Genomic DNA, 17416 nt, shown 5'->3' with positions numbered 1-17416 from the left:
ATCGAGGTACGGGGCCGACTTTGTGTCAATCGAAAACCCCGGTGGAAGCGGCGCTCCGCCGCTATCACTGATTCGCTCACCGATCGCTCCGGCGACACACACCTTCCCGATCATGATGCTTCGCTCGAAGGCACGTGTACTGTTGGTCCTGTCCGCCCTGTTGGCGCTCACCGCCATCGCGCCCGCGACGGCGGGAAGTTGGAGCTCGCTGTCGGCCCAGGAGACCACCGCGGTCGACGCAGGCTCGCTGCCCGCCCCGCTCCCCATCGAGGGTCAGCAACCGGAAGCGGCCACCGAGCCGGCGACAGGCTTCATGGCAGCGGCGGACCGCGCCATGGGCCGGGTGAACTCCGTCATCGGCGCCGTGTTCTTCTACGACATCCTGTTCTGGGACGACACGCACACGCTGCCGCTGGTCGTGTTCTGGCTGGTGGTCGCGGCGGTGTTCCTCACGTTCCGGATGGGGTTCATCAACTTCCGCGCGTTCGGGCACGCGCTGACCGTGACCGCCGGGAAATACACCGATCCACGGCAGACCGGCGAGGTCTCGCACTTTCAGGCGCTGACCACGGCGCTGTCCGCTACCGTCGGCCTCGGAAACATCGCCGGCGTCGCGATCGCCATCAGCATCGGCGGTCCGGGCGCCACGTTCTGGATGATCATCGCGGGGCTGATCGGCATGACCTCGAAGTTCACGGAGGTCACGCTCGGCCAGCAATATCGTGAAGTCCGCCCCGACGGCCGGATCATGGGCGGCGCGATGTTCTATCTGTCGAAGGGCCTCGCGGAAAAAGGCATGGCGAAGTTCGGCAAGGTGCTGGCCGTCATGTTCGCGATCCTCTGCATCGGCGGCTCATTCGGCGGCGGCAACGCGTTCCAGGTCAACCAGTCGCTGAACGCGATCCAGGAGCAGGCGCCGTTCCTCGCGGCGAACCCGTGGATATACGGGCTGTTCATGGCCGTGCTGGTCGGGATCGTGATCATCGGCGGCATCCGGCGCATCGCCCATGTGACCGAGAAGCTCGTTCCGTTCATGATCGGCATCTACGTACTCGCCTCGATCTACATTCTGATCGTGAATGCCGGGGCAATTCCGGCGGCGTTCGGCGCGATCGTGCAGCAGGCGTTCTCGCCCGATGCGGCGTATGGCGGAATCATCGGAACGCTCGTGGTGGGGTTCCAGAGAGCGGCATTCTCCAACGAAGCAGGCGCCGGTTCGGCCGCGATCGCGCACTCGGCGGCGAAGACCGAGTACCCGGTACGGGAAGGAATCGTCTCGCTGCTCGAGCCGTTCATCGACACGGTGGTCGTCTGCACCATGACCGCCCTGGTCATCGTCATCACGGGCGCCTACAACAATCCCGCCTACGCCGATCTCGTCGCCAACAGCAAGGGCGCGGCGCTGACATCACGCGCCATGGGCGAGCACCTGAGCTGGTTCCCGTACATCCTCTCCGCGTCGGTCATGATGTTCGCGTACTCGACGATGATCTCCTGGTCGTACTACGGGGAGCGGTGCTGGGCGTGGATGTTCGGCGACGGGACGTCGCAGATCTACCGCATCCTGTTCTGCATCTTCGTCTTCCTCGGCTCGATCATAACGTCCACCCAGGTCCTGAACTTCGGCGACCTGATGATTCTGGGAATGGCGTTTCCCAACCTGCTGGGTGTGTACTTCCTGCACGGCAAGGTGAAGGACGAGCTGGATGTGTACTGGGGCAAGTACAAGCGGGGGGAGCTCGCCCGATACAGGTAACCGCCGGATAGCAGTCAACAAAAAGCCCCCGCCGATGCCGGCGGGGGCTTTTTTGTTCGCTCGCTTTTACGCGGCGGTCTCTTTCTCGGGGTACACGCTCACCTTGAAGCGCGTCTTGTTCTTGTGCTCGAACTTCACCACGCCGTCGATCAGCGAGTAAATCGTGAAGTCGGTGCCTAGGCCGACGTTGCGTCCCGGGTGCCACTTCGTGCCGCACTGGCGCACGATGATGTTCCCCGCGACGACGCGCTCGCCGCCGAACTTCTTGATCCCGCGGTACTGCGGATTGCTGTCGCGTCCGTTGCGGGACGAGCCTACGCCCTTTTTATGTGCCATATGTTCGCTCGATCAGCCGAGTTTGATGTCGTTGATGCGGACTTCGGTGAAGCCCTGCCTGTGTCCCTGCTTGCGCGCGTAGTTCTTCCGGCGCTTGAACTTGAAGACGACGATCTTGTCGGCGCGACCGTGCTTGACGATCTCGCCCGTGACGGCCGCGCCCTTGAGCGCCGGCGTGCCGAGCTTGACGGTGTCGCCGTCGGTGCCGAGGATCACGTCATCGAACTTTATCTTGCTTCCCGGCTCGCCTTCGACGGTCGGGATGCGAATGCTCTTGCCCGGCTCGGCACGGAACTGCTTGCCGCCGGTGCGGATGATTGCGTAAGACATGAGGCCAGTTGCGGTTAGGAAATCGTGCAGCCTTTAAAAATAGTGAGGTTTTGGGTTTTGCACAACGGGGATGGGTGACTGGTTGTAGGTGATGGGTTCTGGTCAACGACGGGCAACGGGTGACCGGTTGTTGGTTACCCGAAACCCTTCACCGATCACAGGGTTGTTAACTATCACGTACGACCTAAGACCAGTCACCATCCCCTGTGGTGCCGGCAGTCACCGTTTGTAAATCCGCCCTCCCTTCATCACGAATGTCACGCGCTCCAGCGCCTGAATGTCCGCCAGCGGGTTGCCGGGGACCGCGATTATGTCGGCCAGGAGTCCGGGCGTGAGTCTGCCGCGGTCGGTCGTGCCGAGCAGATCGGCCGCGTTGATAGTTCCTGCCTGGATAGCGCCGAGCGGGGTCATCCCGCGGTCAACGAGCGTCTTGAACTCCCGGATGGCATGCTCGTGCGGGATGACGGCAGCGTCCGTGCCAAAGGCGATCTTGACTCCCGCCCTGATCGCGCGCGTGACGTTCGCCCGCGCAATCGGCAGGATCGACTCCGCCTTCGATCGGAGCAGCGGCGGAAGAATTCGCAGATCAATCGAATCCGCCAGGTAGGTCGTCGGCACCAGGTAGGTCCCGCGCTGCTTCATCAGGCTGATCGCTTCGTCGTCGAGCATCGAGCCGTGCTCGATCGACGCTACGCCGGCACGCACCGCGGCGATGATTCCCTGCGTCCCGTGCGCGTGCGCCGCGACCTTCACGCCGTGGCGGGCGGCTTCCTCGACGATCGCGCGCATCTCCGCGTCGGAGAACTGCTGCGCCCCGACGCTCTCCTCGAAGGACAGGACTCCGGCTGTCGCGCAGATCTTGATGACCTTGGCGCCGTACTTGAGCTGCTGGCGTACCGCTTCCACGGCTTCGTCCGGGCCGTCGGCGATTCCCGTCACGGTCGAGCCCTCGAGCACGCCGGGCTTCCATCCGGTATGGTCGCAATGTCCGCCGGTAATCCCGAGCGAGTGTCCGGCGGGAACGATCCGCGGCGCGTCGATCCACCCGGCGTCCGACGCCCGCATGAGCGCGACGTCGGCGAAGCCCGCTGATCCGACGTCTCGTACCGTGGTGAACCCGGACTGAAGCATGAGCCGCGCGTTCCTGACGCCGCGCACGGTGACGTCGGCGTCGGTCTCGCGCGCGGGCCGCACGTACGAGCCCGCCTCGAGGTTGCTCGTCAGGTGCGTGTGCGCGTCGATCAGCCCGGGCAGCAGAGTCACGTCGCCGAGGTCGATCACGCGCGCGCCGACGGGAACGGCCGAGTTGGTCACGGAGCTGATCCGGTCGCCGGTGACCGTGATGACCGGGTTCTGGACGATGTTGCCGGTGCCTACGTCGAGCATGCGGGCGGCCCGGATGACCGTCACCGAGTCCCGGAAGGCTTGGGCATCCACGCCGGCGGCGGTTACCGCCAGGCAGGCAGCAAGAGCGGCGATTTTGCTGAACGAGGGCATCAGGAATTCGCTGGATTGAGTGAGCGCCAAAGATCGTCAAGCGCGGCCCGCCCGGCAACTTCAGGCCCTGGTCACTAGTGACTCGTCACTAGTCACTAGTCACTAGTCACCAGCCAGTCGAGCTCTACGCCAGCGCGTACAGCTCCGTCACATCCCGCCCCTGCGCCTTCATCACGATCTTGAACTCATCCGGCTTGAGCAGCGGATCGTCCCGCAGCTCGAGGGCGAACCGCGCGTTCTTCTCCATCTTCTTGAGCAGGTCCTTCTCCTCCTTCAGCACGTACAGCGCGACGTCGGGGTGCAGCTTCACCACCACGTTCTCGCGCTTCCCTTCCAGCACCATCCGCTTCACCGAGCGCTCCATCCGCCGCACGATCGTCTCGGGCGTGAACACGCGGCCCGTACCGTCACAGGTGGGACACGCCTCGGTCATGCTCTGATAGTGTGATTGCCGCACCCGCTGCCGCGTCATCTCGATCAAGCCGAGGTCACTGACCGCGAACGCCTTGGTGCGCGCGCGATCCCGCGCAAGCTGCTGCCGCAGCTCCTGCAGCACGCGCTCGCGGTTCGACTTCGTCTCCATGTCGATGAAGTCGCACACGATGATCCCGCCCACGTCCCGCAGCCGGATCTGCCGCGCGATCTCCCGCGCGGCCTCGGTATTCGTCTTCAGGATCGTCTTCTCCGGGTCCTTCTTCCCGGTGTAGCGCCCCGAATTCACGTCGATCGAGACCAGCGCCTCGGTGGGCTCGATGATGATGTAGCCCCCCGACTTCAGGTCGCACCGCCGCTTGAACAGGTTCCGGATCTCAGCCTCGATCTTCATCTGATCGAACAGCGGCACCTTGTCCTCGTACAGCTTCACGCGCTCGACCAGCTCCGGCGACATCCCCTTCAGGTACTCGACGATCTCGTTGTACACCTGCCGCGAGTCAACCGTCAGGCTGTCCACCTTCGCGCTGAACACGTCCCGCACCAGCCCGCGCGTCAGCCCCGTCTCCCGATGGATCAGCGCCGGCGCGCGCGTGAAGTGCGTCTTGCGCTTGATCTTCTTCCACTGCGCCATGAGCGACTGCAGCTCCCGCTGCAGCATCTCGGCGGTCACGTCCTCGCCGACGGTGCGCACGATCACGCCGCCCGACTTCTCGGGGAGCGCCGCCGCGACCATCTCGCGCAGCCGCTGCCGCTCCGGGCCGGGGCCGATCTTCCGGCTGACGCCTACCTTCGACGCTCCGGGGATGTAGACCAGGAAGCGCCCGGCCAGGGAGATCTGCGCCGTGACGCGCGGACCCTTGGTCGAGATCGGCTCCTTGGAGACCTGCACCAGGATCTCCTGGCCGCGCTTGAGCAGATCCTGGATCTGCGGCTCGCCCTTCGAGCCGTTCCGTTTGCCATTGGAGCCGTCGGCGCCCCTCGCGCCCTTCTCGGGCTTCTCGTTGTCCGTCTCCGGCTCCGGGACGTCGCCGTTGCCGGGGTCGTCCTCTTCGTCCTCGACTTCCTCGTCGGCTGCGTCGGACGCGTGCAGGAACGCGCTCTTCTCGGTGCCGATGTTGACGAATGCGGCCTGGATGCCGGGGAGGACCGCTTCGACTTTCCCGAAGTAGATGTCGCCGACCATCCGGCGCGTCTCGGGCCTGTCCACGAGCAGCTCGACGAGCTGGTCGTCTTCGATGATCGCGACGCGCGTCTCACGCTGCGCCGCGTTTATGAGAATTTCTCTTTTCATATAAGCCTTGGGTCCGCCGGCGGCGACTCGACACCCGCGCGGGCCAAGGCCCGTGTTGACTGTTGTGCGACACCGGCAACCGCCGGCTTTCGCCTTGGGATCCTGCCGCTTCGCGTGTGATCGTCCGCGGGATACCCGCCGGCTGGACCGCTCGTGGAGCGGTTTGCCGGACCCCGGGCTCCCGCGCGATTGCCCCCTTCGGGGCGGCACGCAGACGACGGGCTGCGGGATGGGAGCAATCGAACGTGCATCGGCTGCTCGTCCCACCAGCCGGCTGATATGCGAGTCGCACAAATCTGCCGGCCCGAAAAACACTGGATGTACGCGGGGAAACTTAGCGCCGGGGCGATCGTTCGGTCAATAGCGACAACGACTTAGCGGCCGCCATAAAATCGGTTTATAAGCCCTGGGAAGCCCTCAGCCCCAGCCAGATCAGCGCGGCCACGAAGACCAGCGCGGCCTTCCACTCGCCGTGCTTCATGTACAGGTCGAAGCTGAACCGGTCGTCCTCGCCGCTCTCCAGCGTCCAGGCCGTGCGCCGCGGGAAAAAGGCAGGGACGCTCCGCGCGTAGTTCGGATACTCCGTCGGAAACCGGCCCAGGATGTTGACCCGCTCGGCCTCGATCTTCGGCGCGTACACCAGCACGAAGAACGCGATCACCAGCAACAGCAGCGACCAGTGCGCCGCGATCGCGAACCCGGCCGCGATCAGGAAGCTGCCGAAGTACAGCGGGTTCCGCGTGTACGCGTACGGGCCGGTGATGGCGAGCTGCTCGTTCTTGCGGATGTGACCGCTCGCCCAGCCGCGGACAAGCACGCCGATGAGCGCGATGGAGCCGCCGACCGCGAGCGGTAAGGGCTCGGGCTGGGCGAACGCGAGGTACAGCGCGCCCAGCACGAAGCCGAGCGGCATTCGGAGCGCCTTGGCGAGATCCTGATAGCTCATGGGAAAAACGCTGCGTGCTGCGTAGTTCCCCTGTTCAATCTCTTATCTCCCGCAAAATCTGCCGCGCTATCACCATCCGCTGAACCTCCGACGTCCCCTCTCCGATCTCACAGATCTTGGCATCCCGCATCATCCGCTCCACCGGATAGTCCTTCGTGTACCCGTATCCGCCGTGGACCTGGACCGCCTTTATCGTAGTTCTCATCGCCAGCTCCGAACAGAACAGCTTCGCGATCGCGGCCTGCTTGGTGAATGGCTTCTTGTGCTCGGCCAGCCACGCCGCGTGATACACGAGGTGTTTGCCCGCCTCGATCTCCGTCGCCATGTCGGCCAGCGGAAAGCTGACGCCCTGAAAGTTGGATATGGGCTGCCCGAACTGCCGCCGCTCCGACGCGTAGCGCAACGCTTCCTCGTACGCGCCCTCGGCGATGCCGAGGGCCAGCGCCGCCATCCCGATCCGGCCGGCGTCGAGCGTCTGCATGAAGTTGAGAAAGCCCTGCCCCTCCTCGCCGAGCAGGTTCTCTTCCGGCACTTCAGCGTCCTCGAAGTTGAGCGACCGCGTGTCCGACGCGCGCCAGCCCAGCTTGTCCTCCTTCTTGCCGGAAGTAAATCCCGGCGTGTTCGGCAGTGATTCGTCGTGGCCGAAGCCGGCTGCGTCCGCCTTCGCGCGGTCGCACGTTTCCTTGGTGATGATGAAGGAGCTGATCCCCTTCGTGCCGATGCCGGGCGTCGTCACCGCCGTCACGACGAAAACCTCGCCCACGCCGCCGTGCGTGATGAACACCTTCGAGCCGTTGAGGACGTAGCGCCCGTCCTTCTTCACGGCCGTCGTCTTCGTTCCTCCCGCGTCGCTCCCCGCGCTCGGCTCCGTCAGCCCGAACCCCGCGAGAACTTTCCCGCCGGCCAGCAGCGGGACATACCGCTCGCGCTGCGCGCCGCTGCCGAAGTGGAAGATCGGCGAGGTGCCGAGCGTGGTGTGCGCCGAGATGGTGATCGCGTGCGACGCGTCCACCTTCGCCATCTCGTGGATGACGCTGACGTAGGCGAGCAGGTCCAGGCCGGAACCGCCCAACTCTTCGGGCCACGGAATCCCGAGGAGCCCGAGGTCGATCATCTTGCGGACGTTGTCCCAGGGGAACTCGCCGGATTCGTCGTACTTCGCGGCGGTCGGCGCGATCTCCTCGCGGGCGAATTCGCGGACCATGTTGCGGACGGTGAGATGCTGTTCGCCGAAATAAAGAGCGTCATCCATTGGGGATAAGTCTATTCACGGTGTGCTGGACGAGCCATGCTCCGATGCGATCAGAGCGTTGTGCGAAACGCATCACGCTCAGGCAGAAGTTGCGGCGATGCCTGTGCTACAAGCAGTTATCGCAACTCCTGCAATTTCTGATGCGCGCGGCGGACTTGTCCCCGAAATAGCGCAGCACGAACGTCCGCCGACAGTTCCTGGTTTGAGCGTATTTTTGCATCATGTCCAGCTTCGCCATCTCCGCGCGGCGCCGGGTGTCGAGCCCGTCCCAGTCCACGTCCAGATCCTTCACGTTCCGCGCCCCGGTCAGAGCCAGCCCGCCGCCGCTCCGCTCCCAGGCGACGAACTGCTTCGCGGCCAGCGTCTCGAGGATCGGCGTCGCCCCCGCCGCCCCGCCGAACCCCGGAGGAAGTCCGTTCAAGTCGATCGTCGCGCCGGCGTAGAGGTTGTCCCGCGCCACGGTCCACAGCGCGCGCAGCAGCCCGATCTCCAGCTCCGCCCCCTCGCTCAGCTCCCGCTTGATCCGCGCGTGCGTCGCCAGCAGCCGCACGGTCACGAGCGACGACGACGCCCCGACGGTTCCGACCGCGCCGGCGAAAGTGAGCACCCGGATCGCCGCTTCGACGTCGCGCGCGCCGATCCCCGTGCCGGCCATCGCCGCCAGCGCCTCGGGATCGTCGGCGGTGATCCCCTTACCGCTGGTCGCGCGGAGCAGCGCACCGAACACGCGCTCGATCGTCCGGCGCTCGGGGTGCGCCGCCTTGATGAAGAACTCGTGCGTGAACCTGTCCTGATAGGCGTGCAGCAGCAGCACGTCGGAGTGGTCGCCGTCGCGTCCCGCGCGCCCGGCTTCCTGGTAGTAGGCCTCGAGAGTTCCCGGCATCGCGTAGTGGATCACGAGCCGCACGTCCGGCTTGTCGATCCCCATTCCGAACGCGTTGGTCGCGACGATCACGCGCACTCTCCCGCTCATGAAATCGTCCTGCACCTTCCGCCGGCGGTCGCCCGCGAGCCCGGCGTGGTACGCCGCGGCGCCGATGTCCGCGCGAGTCAGAACGCCCGTGATCCGGTCCACCGCCTTGCGGGTGGGTGCGTACACCACGGTCGTGCCCTGGTTCTCGAGCAGCTCGTTCACCAGCACCTGGTCCTTTTCCTTGTCGCGCCGCACGGCCTGCACCGCGTACGACAGGTTGGTCCTGTCGAAGCCGGTGATGACGACTTCCGGCTCGCGCAGGCCGAGGTGCGTGATGATGTCGCTGCGCACGTGCGGCGTGGCCGTCGCGGTCAGCGCGATGCACGGCGGCGAGCCCAGCCCCTCGCGCATCGCGCGCAGCCGCAGATAGCTGGGCCGGAAATCGTGGCCCCACTGGCTCACGCAGTGCGCTTCGTCCACCGCCAGCAGCGACACGCCGATCGACCGCAGCCGCTCGACGAGACGCTCCGACTCCAGCCGCTCGGGCGCGACGTACAGCAGCTTGATGTCGCCCGTGGTCGCGCGCGCGAGCCGGTCGAGCGAATCGTTCAGCGACAGCGTGCTGTTGAGGAACGCCGCCCCCACGCCCTTCTGCGTGAGGACGTCCACCTGGTCCTTCATCAATGATATGAGCGGCGAGACCACGACGGTCAGTCCCGGGAGCACCATCGCCGGGACCTGATACGCCAGCGACTTCCCGCCGCCCGTGGGGAGCACAACCAGCGTGTCGCGTCCCGCGAGCACCGACTCGACCGCGGCAAGTTGTCCGGCGCGGAACTCCGTGTAGCCGAACATGTCGCGCAGTACGTCGGTCGCCGTGCGGGGACCCGCGCCCCTTTTCGTCCTGCGGGTCCGGGTTGCTGCAACGCTTGTCATCGAGCTGGGGCGAACCGGTGGGAGGTGGGCTGGGGCGCGGCTACCCCGAACCATAAGCCACGAACCGCCCTGCGTCGAATCGGTCCATTCCGGTCGTAACCGGCAGCCCCCGGATTCAGAGCCTGGGCGTTCTCCCCCCCACGAATCGAAGGATAAGGGCCGCGCCCAGCAGGACGATCCCGGCCATCCGGAGGTAGGTGGAGTCATTCCGGATTCCCAGCGCGAACAGGACCAGGGCGGTGAGCGCCAGCGACAGGCGGATCGCCAGCAGCCGCGGCACTACTGCTTTTTGCCCCTGCGGGAGAACCGCGCCACACCTTCGCGGAACGCGGCGGTAGCGCGCGCCTCCGCGTTCCCCGCGACGCCGGCCGCGAGACTCTCCGCGAAGCTCTTCCCCTCCGATTCATAGAAGAGCCGCTTGGTCAGCCGCACCGCCTCGGCCGGCAGCTCCGCCAGCTGCGCGGCGCACTGCTCGATCTCGTCCTTGAACTTCTCAGCCGCGATCACGCGCGTGATCAGTCCGATCCGCTCGGCCTCGTGCGCGTCGATCAGCCGGCCGGTCGCAACCAGCTCGAACGCCTGCTTCTCCCCCGCGCTGCGGCGGAGCATCGTCATCACCATCGCCGGCACGAACCCCACGCGCACCTCGGGGTAGCCGAAGCGCGCGTTCTCGTGCGCGAGCGCGATGTCGCACGCGTTCGCGAGCCCGCACCCGCCGGCGAGAGCGTGTCCCTGCACCCCGGCGACGACCGGCTGCGGCAGGCTCCGGATCGCCACGAAGACGTCGCCCAGCGCCTGCGCGTCCGCGCGGTGCTGCTCGGACGTGGCGTCGCGCATCGCGGACAGCGCGTCCAGGTCGGCGCCGGCGCAGAAGTCGTTGCCTTGCCCGGTTATCAGAACCACGCGCACCGTCGGCGACTCGCGGATGTGCTCGAGGCAGAGCCTGAGCTCGTCCGCGGCGACGCGGTCCAGCGCGTTCTTCTTCTCGGGGCGCGCGAGGATGATGTTCGCCACGCCGCCGCCTTCCTCGCACAGCACGCGCTTCATGCCCGCACTCCCGGGAGCTTTAGCGTCTTCGCCTCGGCGTCCGGCACGTCGAGGATCATGCGCAGCAGAGCGGTCGAGAAAACCTTGCCCTGCGCGTCCGTCTTGAGCGAGATCGTTCCCCCGCCGTCGAGCGCGCCGTGCAGCAGGAAGTTGAGCGCGCGGAGATTCGGCAGCTCGAATCGCTCCACTGGTCCGGTTATCATTCCCTCAAAGTGATGCGCCACGCGCTCCGCCGTCAATTCACGCGCGAGCAGCGGGTACCACGCGGGGTCCAGCGCTATGACGCCGACGTTGGCGGTATCGCCCTTGTCGCCCGAGCGCGCGTGCGCGACGTCGAGGAGCCGCAGCTTCACGCGATGACCTCCACCTGCGTGCGAACCTGCGTCTTGTCGATCAGCGCGGGCCAGTACGCCACGATCTCCTCGACCTTCGGCCGGCCGCCGGCGAACCCCGTGACGCTCGGCGGCCCGTTCAGCACCAGCGGCGCGATCTCGCGGGTGAACCGCTCGACCGCCTTCCTGTCGGGCCCGCGCACGCCGAAGCGGAGCTGCACCTCCGGCACCTCGCCGGCCGCGCCCGCCAGAGGACCGTGCGTGGACGAATGCCCCACCAGCTCCGCGAGAATGTGGTCGAACCGCAGCCCCAGCCGGTCGAGCCGCTCGCGCAGAATGCGCTCGGCCGCGCGCGCCTTGTCGACGGCGTCGGGCCAGACGTACACCAGCGTGCCGACCGCCTTGAAGCCCGCGCGATACGCGATCGACACCTTGAGCTTGTCCGTCGGGGGACGGCCTTTGATCCCGTGCACGCGGACGCGATTCTCGCCCGCCTGCTCGAGCTGGATCGTCGTGAAGTCGGCGACGACGTCGGGAGTGATGTACGACGTGGGATCGCCCATCTCGTACACGAGCTGCTCCGTGACCGTCGGTACGCTCACCCGGCCGCCGGTGCCCGCGTGCTTCGTGATGGTGAACGTCCCGTCGGCCGCCGCCTCGGCGATCGGGTAGCCGACGTTCGCGAGATCGGGAATGTTGCGCCAGTCGTGCATGCAGTTGCCGCCCGAGCACTGCGCGCCGCACTCGATGATGTGCCCCGCGACGATGCCGGCGGCGAGCTTGTCCCAGTCATCGGCGGCCCAGCCGAACTCGTGCCGCAGCGGCGCCATCGTCAGCGCGGTATCGGTTGAGCGGCCGGTGATGACGACGCTCGCGCCGCGTGCCAGCGCTTCCACGATCGGCTCCGACCCGATGTACGCGTTGGCAGCGATCACGTCGCCCCGCACCTGGCTGAGCGGCTCGCCGGTGTCCATGTTCGCCAGCTCGTGCCCCGCGGAGATCAGCTCATCGATGCGCGGCAGGAGGTCGTCGCCCGTGACGACGCCGACCTTCAGCTTGCCCGCCGCGCCGCGCGCCTGCGCCATCTCCAGCACCGCCGCGGCGCACGCCGGCGGATTCACGCCCCCGGCGTTCGCGATGACGCGCACGCCGCGCTCCGTGATCGCGGGCAGCACGCTCTCGATCGCGCCCACGAAATCGCGGGCGTAGCCCATCGCGGGATCGCGCTCCTTCTGCTTCTGCAGGATGCTCATGGTGACTTCGGCGAGGTAGTCGAGCATGAGGTAGTCGATCTCCCCGCCATCCGCCTGCCTGCGCGGCGCGTCCAAATCGTCGCCCCAGAAACCCTGCCCCGCCGCGACGCGAACGATCTGCTTCACAGAACGAAGGCTCCAAGGTGTGGACCGGCGTTCTGGAGAGCGGCCGTCAACGCCATCACCAGCACTTCGCGCGTGTCTTCCGGATGCACGATCGCGTCCACGAACCCGCGCGCCGCCGCGTACTTCGCGTCGAGCTGGTGCTCGTAATCCTCGCGCATCTCGTCCACCGACTTCTCGACCTCAGGCGGGAGCTTGCTCCCTTTCGTCTTCGCCGTCTCCAGCGCTCGCCCGTGCACCGCCTGGATTGCCGACTCGCCCTCCATCACGCCCATTCGCCCGGTCGGCCAGGTGAAGATGAAATCCGGATCGAACCCCTGCCCGGCCATGGCGTAGTAGCCCGCGCCCGACGCGTGGTTGATGGTGAGCACGATCTTCGGTGATCTCGCGCAGGCCATCGCTTCGACGAACCGCGCGCCCGCGCGGATGATCCCGCTCTGCTCCGCCTCCGGGCCCACCATGAACCCCGATACGTCCTGCACGAACAGGATCGGCAGCCTCTGCTTGTCGCACCGCTCTATGAAGAACGCGGTCTTCTCCGCGCTGTCGGTGTAGATGATTCCGCCGATCCTCGGCTTTTCCCCCGGCCGCTTCACCAGCTCGCGCAAGTTCGCGATGATTCCGACCGGAATCCCGCCGATCCGCGCGTCCGCGCAGATCATCTCCTTGGCCAGCTCCGGCTGAAACTCCGTGAGAGCGCCGTCATCCACGATCGCGCGCAGGAGCGCGTGCATGTCGTACGACATCCGGTGGTCCGCGGGCAGCAGGTCGTACAATGCCTCAGCATTGGTGGATGACGAGGACGCATCTGTCGTCGATGCGTCCTCGTCGTCTGCACTCACGGGTAGCTGCAATGGCAGTTGGCCGACCAGCTCCCGCAAACGCTCGAGACACTCGGCATCGCTCTCTACTGCATAGTGAGCCACACCGCTCACTTGCGTATGCATTACTGCGCCGCCCAGCGTTTCCGAATCGACGACCTCGCCCGTCGCGCCCTTGACCAGATTGGGGCCGGCAAGCCCCATGAACGACGTCCCTTTCACCATCAGGATCACGTCGGACAGCGCGGGGAGGTACGCACCCCCAGCCACGCACTGGCCCATCACGGCGGCGAGCTGCGGCACGCGCAGGTAGCGGCGCATGATCGAGTTGTAGTAGAAAATCCGCGCCGCGCCGTACTGCCCGGGAAACACGCCGCCCTGGTACGGCAGGTTCACGCCGGCGGAATCCACCAGGTAGATGATCGGGATGCGGCACCGCATCGCGATCTCCTGGGCGCGGAGAATCTTGGGGATCGTCTCGGGCCACCACGAGCCCGCTTTCACCGTCGGATCGTTGGCGACCATCACGCACAGCCGGCCTTGCACGGCGCCGATTCCCGTCACCACGCCCGCCGCCGGCGCCTGGCCGTCGTACTTGTCGTGCGCGACCAGCATTCCGATCTCGAGAAAGCGCGTGCCCTCGTCCCGCAGCCCCTCGATCCGCTCGCGCGCGGTGAGTTTCCCCTGCTTGTGCACCTTCAACGTGCGCTCGGCACCGCCGCCCTTCGCGATCTGACCCTCGAGCTTGCGGACGGCCGCGCTCAGCTCGCGGAGCCGCGCGCTCACTTCCCTCCCTCCGGCCGGCGCGTACCCGCGGCGGCCGCGTCCTCCTCCCGCCGCGACGGGAGCGCGAACGCGAACACCGACCCGCCCTCGGCGGGAAACTCCGCCCAGGCGCATCCGCCGAGCGACTCGACCGTCTCGCGCACGATGCTCAAGCCGAGCCCGGAGCCTTCGATACCGGTGACGGTTGCCGCGTGCGCCCGAAAAAATTCCCCGAACAGCTCGGAGCGCGCCTTCTCCGGCACGCCGATACCGTTGTCGCGGACGCGGACGGTCAGCTCGCCGCTCAGCCCGCCGGTCACGCTCGTGTCCTCGAAGCGGAAACCCCCCTCGATCCGCACCCACCGCCGCTCGGCCTGCTTGTCGCTGTACTTGATCGAGTTCGAGATGTAGTTCATCAGGCACAGCTCGACCGCGCCGGCGTCCACCTCGACCGGGGGAAGATCGTCGGCCAGCTCCACCTGAACCGACGCCGCCCGGGCCGCGTCGCGCAGCTGCCGCACCACTTCGGCCGCGGCCTGAGGGAGCAGCACGTTCCGCCGCTGGCGGGAGTCGGTCTCGATCTGCGACAGCGAGACCAGGTTCAGGAAGGCCCGCTGCAGCGAATCGGAGTTCTCCAGCAGCATGCGCTGAAAGCGCTGCCGCTGCGGCGGCTCGAGCCAGTCCTCCTGGAGCAGGTGCGCCGCGCCGCGGATCGCGCCCACGCGATTCTTCAGCTCGTGCGACACGGTTCGGTTGAATTTGCGGAGCTGCTCCTCGCGCTCCTTCACCTTCTCCGCCGAGAGCCGGAGGAAGTGCGTCATCGTGGCCTGGCGGATCACTTCGATCGCCTGTCCTACGCGCTGCCAGCAGCGCAGAAAATCACGGCGCGGTGCTTCCAGGCGCGCTTCTTCGACCGCCTCGTACAGGAAGGAGAAGACGACGCCGCCGAGGATCTCGTACTCCTTGAGGATCTGGTAGGCGTCGAACCCCTGCGCGTGGCGCAGCGCGCCCAGCTCCATGGCCTTGGCCGACATCGCCGTGCCGTCGTCGGGGTCGTCGGGCCGCTCCAGGAAGTCGGCGATCCCCTCGATGAGCAGCGGAACGTGATTCAGCAGGTCGTCGGTCGGAAAGATCTTGTTCGGGGCCAGCGACACTCTCGCGCTGATCCGCTCCAGCCAACGGGAAACGAGCTCGTCCTTCGAGCCGCGCAGCAGGTTGGCGACCTCGGAGGCCAGCGTGTGAAGGGAGTCACCGGGCAAGAGCGATCAATCCGTCGGCTGGGAGGAAGAGAAGCGATGCGACAACGATTCCGAAATGAAGGGAGGCGCGAACGCTCGCGCCAGTCCCGCAGCGGCTAGTCGTTCCCGGCCTGTCGGTAGTGCTGAAAACGCTCGAGGATGATCGCGACGTAGTTCACCGGCTCGATGCCACGGGAGTAGCCGTATTTCACGACGGGATTGGTGTACACCTCGCGCTTGGACTTCTGCAGCAGCCAGTAGGAGACGTCCGCCCATTTCGTCGGGTCGTCGCCGGCCTGCCTAGCGAGCCGCTGCGCGTCCTCCACGTGGCCGGAGCCGGTGTTGTACGACGCGAGGATGAACTTGAGCCGCTCGTCCGGGTCCTCGATCCGCTTGGTCCAGTAGTTCGTCAGCCAGTCGAGGAAGCGCACGGCGCCGGCGACGTTCTCCTCGGGATCGGTGGCGTTGCGCACCTTGAACTCCGCGGCCGTCCTCGGCATGAGCTGGAGCAGGCCGGTAGCGCCCGCCCACGACCGGGCGCGCGGCTGGAACTTGGATTCCTGGTACGCCTGCGACGCCAGCAGCCGCCAGTCCCAGCCGATCTTCTTCGCTCCTTCCTTGAACAGCGTGTCGTACTCCGACAGGGTTCCGGTCTCGGACGCGAGGAACGGGCTTTCGAGCCGCTGGTGATAACCCGCGCTGTGCACGAAGTACTTGGTGTACAGGTTCTTGAGCGTCGCCGCGTTCTGCTCGTCGTCCAGCCACTGGTTGAGCCGCGCGAGCAGCTGCGGCGCGTTCGGGCGCACCGCCCACGCGATGGGCGCGGCTTCGCCGAGGGCGGGGCGGACCGCGATGTTCGTGTAGTGGTCGCTGGATATGTCGGCGAGGTTCCCCTGCGCGACCGTGTACCGGATGGTGCCCTCGGAGACCGCGCGGATCAGCGCTTCGGAGGTTGCATCTACCTCGACCACGTAAATGTCGCCGGTCAGCGTATCGGCCAGCTCGATCAGCGTACGCGTATAGGGTGACTGCTCGGGGACGTCCACGCGCTGCCCCTGGAGCTGCGACGGCCGCTGGACCTGCCGCACGCGCGCCGGCGTGATGGGGGGAGGCGTGGCGGGCTTCGCCGCGCCGCCAAGCGCCGGAGCAGTGTCCGCGACGACGACCGCCGGCGGGCTGGTGGATATCTGCACCAGTACCGGGTTCGTGGCGTATAGCGCGCGGGTGTACGCCACCACTCCCGAATCTTCCGGCGCGGCAACGAGGCGCGCCGCGACGATGTCGCCCTTCCCCGCGCGCAGGAGCTTGAACATGCTGTCGCGCTCCGTCACCACCAGCATCCGCAGCTTCACGTCCAGATCTTCCGCGAACTTCTTCAGCAGCTCGTACTCGTAGCCCATCGGCTCGGCACGGTACAGGAAGTAAGTGGTCGAGTTGTACGGAGCGATGACCACCAGCGTGTCGCGCTGCGCGATGGCCGGGAGGTCGCGCTGGATCGAGGGACCCATCTTCGCCCTGCGCTGCGCTTTGTAGATCGCCTGGGAGAGGAACGGCATCTCCCCGCAGCCGAAGATTCCAGTCAGGAGGACGAGCAGCGCGAATCGACCGGGCTTTAGGGGTGTGCGTGTGCGAGTCACACCCTCGCGACATGCGAACTTCGGGCCGCGACGGCGGGCGGCCGCCGCGACTGGCGGGCTAGGCTTCCTGCTCCTGCCGCTGGGCGAACCAATCCTTTATGTAGGCGATCAGCTCGCTGGTGTGCGTGCCAGGGCCGAACAGCTTCCCGATCCCCATGGCCTGGAGCGCCTCCATGTCTTCCTTGGGGAGGATCCCGCCGCCGGTGATGAGGATGTCGTCGCGCCCCTGCTCGCGGAGGAGCTCCACCACGCGCGGGAAGAGCGTCATGTGCGCGCCGCTCAGGATGGAGAGGCCCACGACGTCCACGTCTTCCTGGACCGCCGCGGTGGCGATCATCTCGGGTGTCTGGTGCAGGCCCGTGTAGATGACTTCCATGCCGGCGTCGCGGAGCGCCGCGGCGACGACCTTGGCGCCGCGGTCGTGGCCGTCGAGGCCCGGCTTGGCTACGAGGATGCGGATAGGGCGGGTCATGGGGTCAACTTACTGGGAACAACGGAACTGAACCAG

General features: G+C 66.6%; 16 protein-coding genes. 1 reads left to right on the top strand and 15 read right to left on the bottom strand.

What is annotated here, in order from left to right; translation table 11 throughout:
• Positions 1 to 112: 112 nt before the first annotated feature.
• Positions 113 to 1756, top strand: coding sequence for an alanine/glycine:cation symporter family protein (locus WEA80_10290; GenBank protein MEX1186966.1), 1644 nt, complete (start codon positions 113 to 115; stop codon positions 1754 to 1756).
• 66 nt (positions 1757 to 1822) lie between these two features.
• Here the strand turns inward: WEA80_10290 and rpmA are convergent, their stop codons facing one another.
• The 15 genes from rpmA to WEA80_10215 all read right to left on the bottom strand — a co-directional run bounded on the left by rpmA (position 1823) and on the right by WEA80_10215 (position 17380).
• Positions 1823 to 2092, bottom strand: coding sequence for a 50S ribosomal protein L27 (gene rpmA, locus WEA80_10285; protein MEX1186965.1), 270 nt, complete (start codon positions 2090 to 2092; stop codon positions 1823 to 1825).
• Positions 2093 to 2104: 12 nt separating this feature from the next.
• Positions 2105 to 2422, bottom strand: a complete 318-nt coding sequence (gene rplU, locus WEA80_10280; GenBank protein ID MEX1186964.1) for a 50S ribosomal protein L21 — start codon at positions 2420 to 2422, stop codon at positions 2105 to 2107.
• Between the two features lie 219 nt (positions 2423 to 2641).
• Positions 2642 to 3919 (bottom strand): amidohydrolase family protein, encoded by a 1278-nt coding sequence (locus WEA80_10275; protein ID MEX1186963.1) that lies wholly within the window; start codon positions 3917 to 3919, stop codon positions 2642 to 2644.
• Positions 3920 to 4043: 124 nt separating this feature from the next.
• Positions 4044 to 5645: an Rne/Rng family ribonuclease gene (locus WEA80_10270; protein MEX1186962.1), complete on the bottom strand. Its 1602-nt coding sequence runs from the start codon at positions 5643 to 5645 to the stop codon at positions 4044 to 4046.
• A gap of 397 nt (positions 5646 to 6042) precedes the next feature.
• Positions 6043 to 6591, bottom strand: coding sequence for an isoprenylcysteine carboxylmethyltransferase family protein (locus WEA80_10265; GenBank protein ID MEX1186961.1), 549 nt, complete (start codon positions 6589 to 6591; stop codon positions 6043 to 6045).
• A 34-nt stretch (positions 6592 to 6625) separates the two neighbouring features.
• Positions 6626 to 7843, bottom strand: coding sequence for an acyl-CoA dehydrogenase (locus WEA80_10260; GenBank protein ID MEX1186960.1), 1218 nt, complete (start codon positions 7841 to 7843; stop codon positions 6626 to 6628).
• Positions 7844 to 7949: 106 nt separating this feature from the next.
• A complete protein-coding gene (locus WEA80_10255; protein MEX1186959.1) occupies positions 7950 to 9692 on the bottom strand; it encodes an ATP-dependent DNA helicase RecQ in 1743 nt (580 codons plus the stop codon).
• 115 nt (positions 9693 to 9807) lie between these two features.
• A complete protein-coding gene (locus tag WEA80_10250) occupies positions 9808 to 9972 on the bottom strand; it encodes a hypothetical protein (protein MEX1186958.1) in 165 nt (54 codons plus the stop codon).
• On the bottom strand, positions 9972 to 10739 hold the full coding sequence (locus WEA80_10245) for an enoyl-CoA hydratase/isomerase family protein (GenBank protein MEX1186957.1): 768 nt from the start codon (positions 10737 to 10739) through the stop codon (positions 9972 to 9974). The genes WEA80_10250 and WEA80_10245 overlap by 1 nt, the downstream gene beginning before the upstream one ends.
• Positions 10736 to 11092, bottom strand: coding sequence for a hypothetical protein (locus WEA80_10240; protein ID MEX1186956.1), 357 nt, complete (start codon positions 11090 to 11092; stop codon positions 10736 to 10738). Before WEA80_10240 ends, WEA80_10245 begins: the two co-directional genes overlap by 4 nt.
• A complete protein-coding gene (locus WEA80_10235; GenBank protein MEX1186955.1) occupies positions 11089 to 12450 on the bottom strand; it encodes an acyclic terpene utilization AtuA family protein in 1362 nt (453 codons plus the stop codon). Before WEA80_10235 ends, WEA80_10240 begins: the two co-directional genes overlap by 4 nt.
• Entirely contained in the window at positions 12447 to 14054 is a 1608-nt protein-coding gene (locus WEA80_10230) for an acyl-CoA carboxylase subunit beta (GenBank protein MEX1186954.1), read from the bottom strand. Before WEA80_10230 ends, WEA80_10235 begins: the two co-directional genes overlap by 4 nt.
• Entirely contained in the window at positions 14051 to 15292 is a 1242-nt protein-coding gene (locus WEA80_10225; GenBank protein ID MEX1186953.1) for a sensor histidine kinase, read from the bottom strand. Before WEA80_10225 ends, WEA80_10230 begins: the two co-directional genes overlap by 4 nt.
• A 95-nt stretch (positions 15293 to 15387) precedes the next feature.
• Positions 15388 to 16908 carry a transporter substrate-binding domain-containing protein gene (locus tag WEA80_10220; GenBank protein ID MEX1186952.1) on the bottom strand — a complete coding sequence of 507 codons (1521 nt, stop codon included), beginning with the start codon at positions 16906 to 16908 and terminating at the stop codon, positions 15388 to 15390.
• Positions 16909 to 16966: 58 nt separating this feature from the next.
• Positions 16967 to 17380 (bottom strand): cobalamin B12-binding domain-containing protein, encoded by a 414-nt coding sequence (locus tag WEA80_10215; protein ID MEX1186951.1) that lies wholly within the window; start codon positions 17378 to 17380, stop codon positions 16967 to 16969.
• Positions 17381 to 17416: the final 36 nt, after the last annotated feature.

This window comes from Gemmatimonadaceae bacterium (assembly GCA_040882285.1).
Taxonomy (GTDB): Bacteria; Gemmatimonadota; Gemmatimonadetes; order Gemmatimonadales; family Gemmatimonadaceae; genus JACDCY01.
This window is presented reverse-complemented; position numbering and strand designations above follow the sequence as displayed.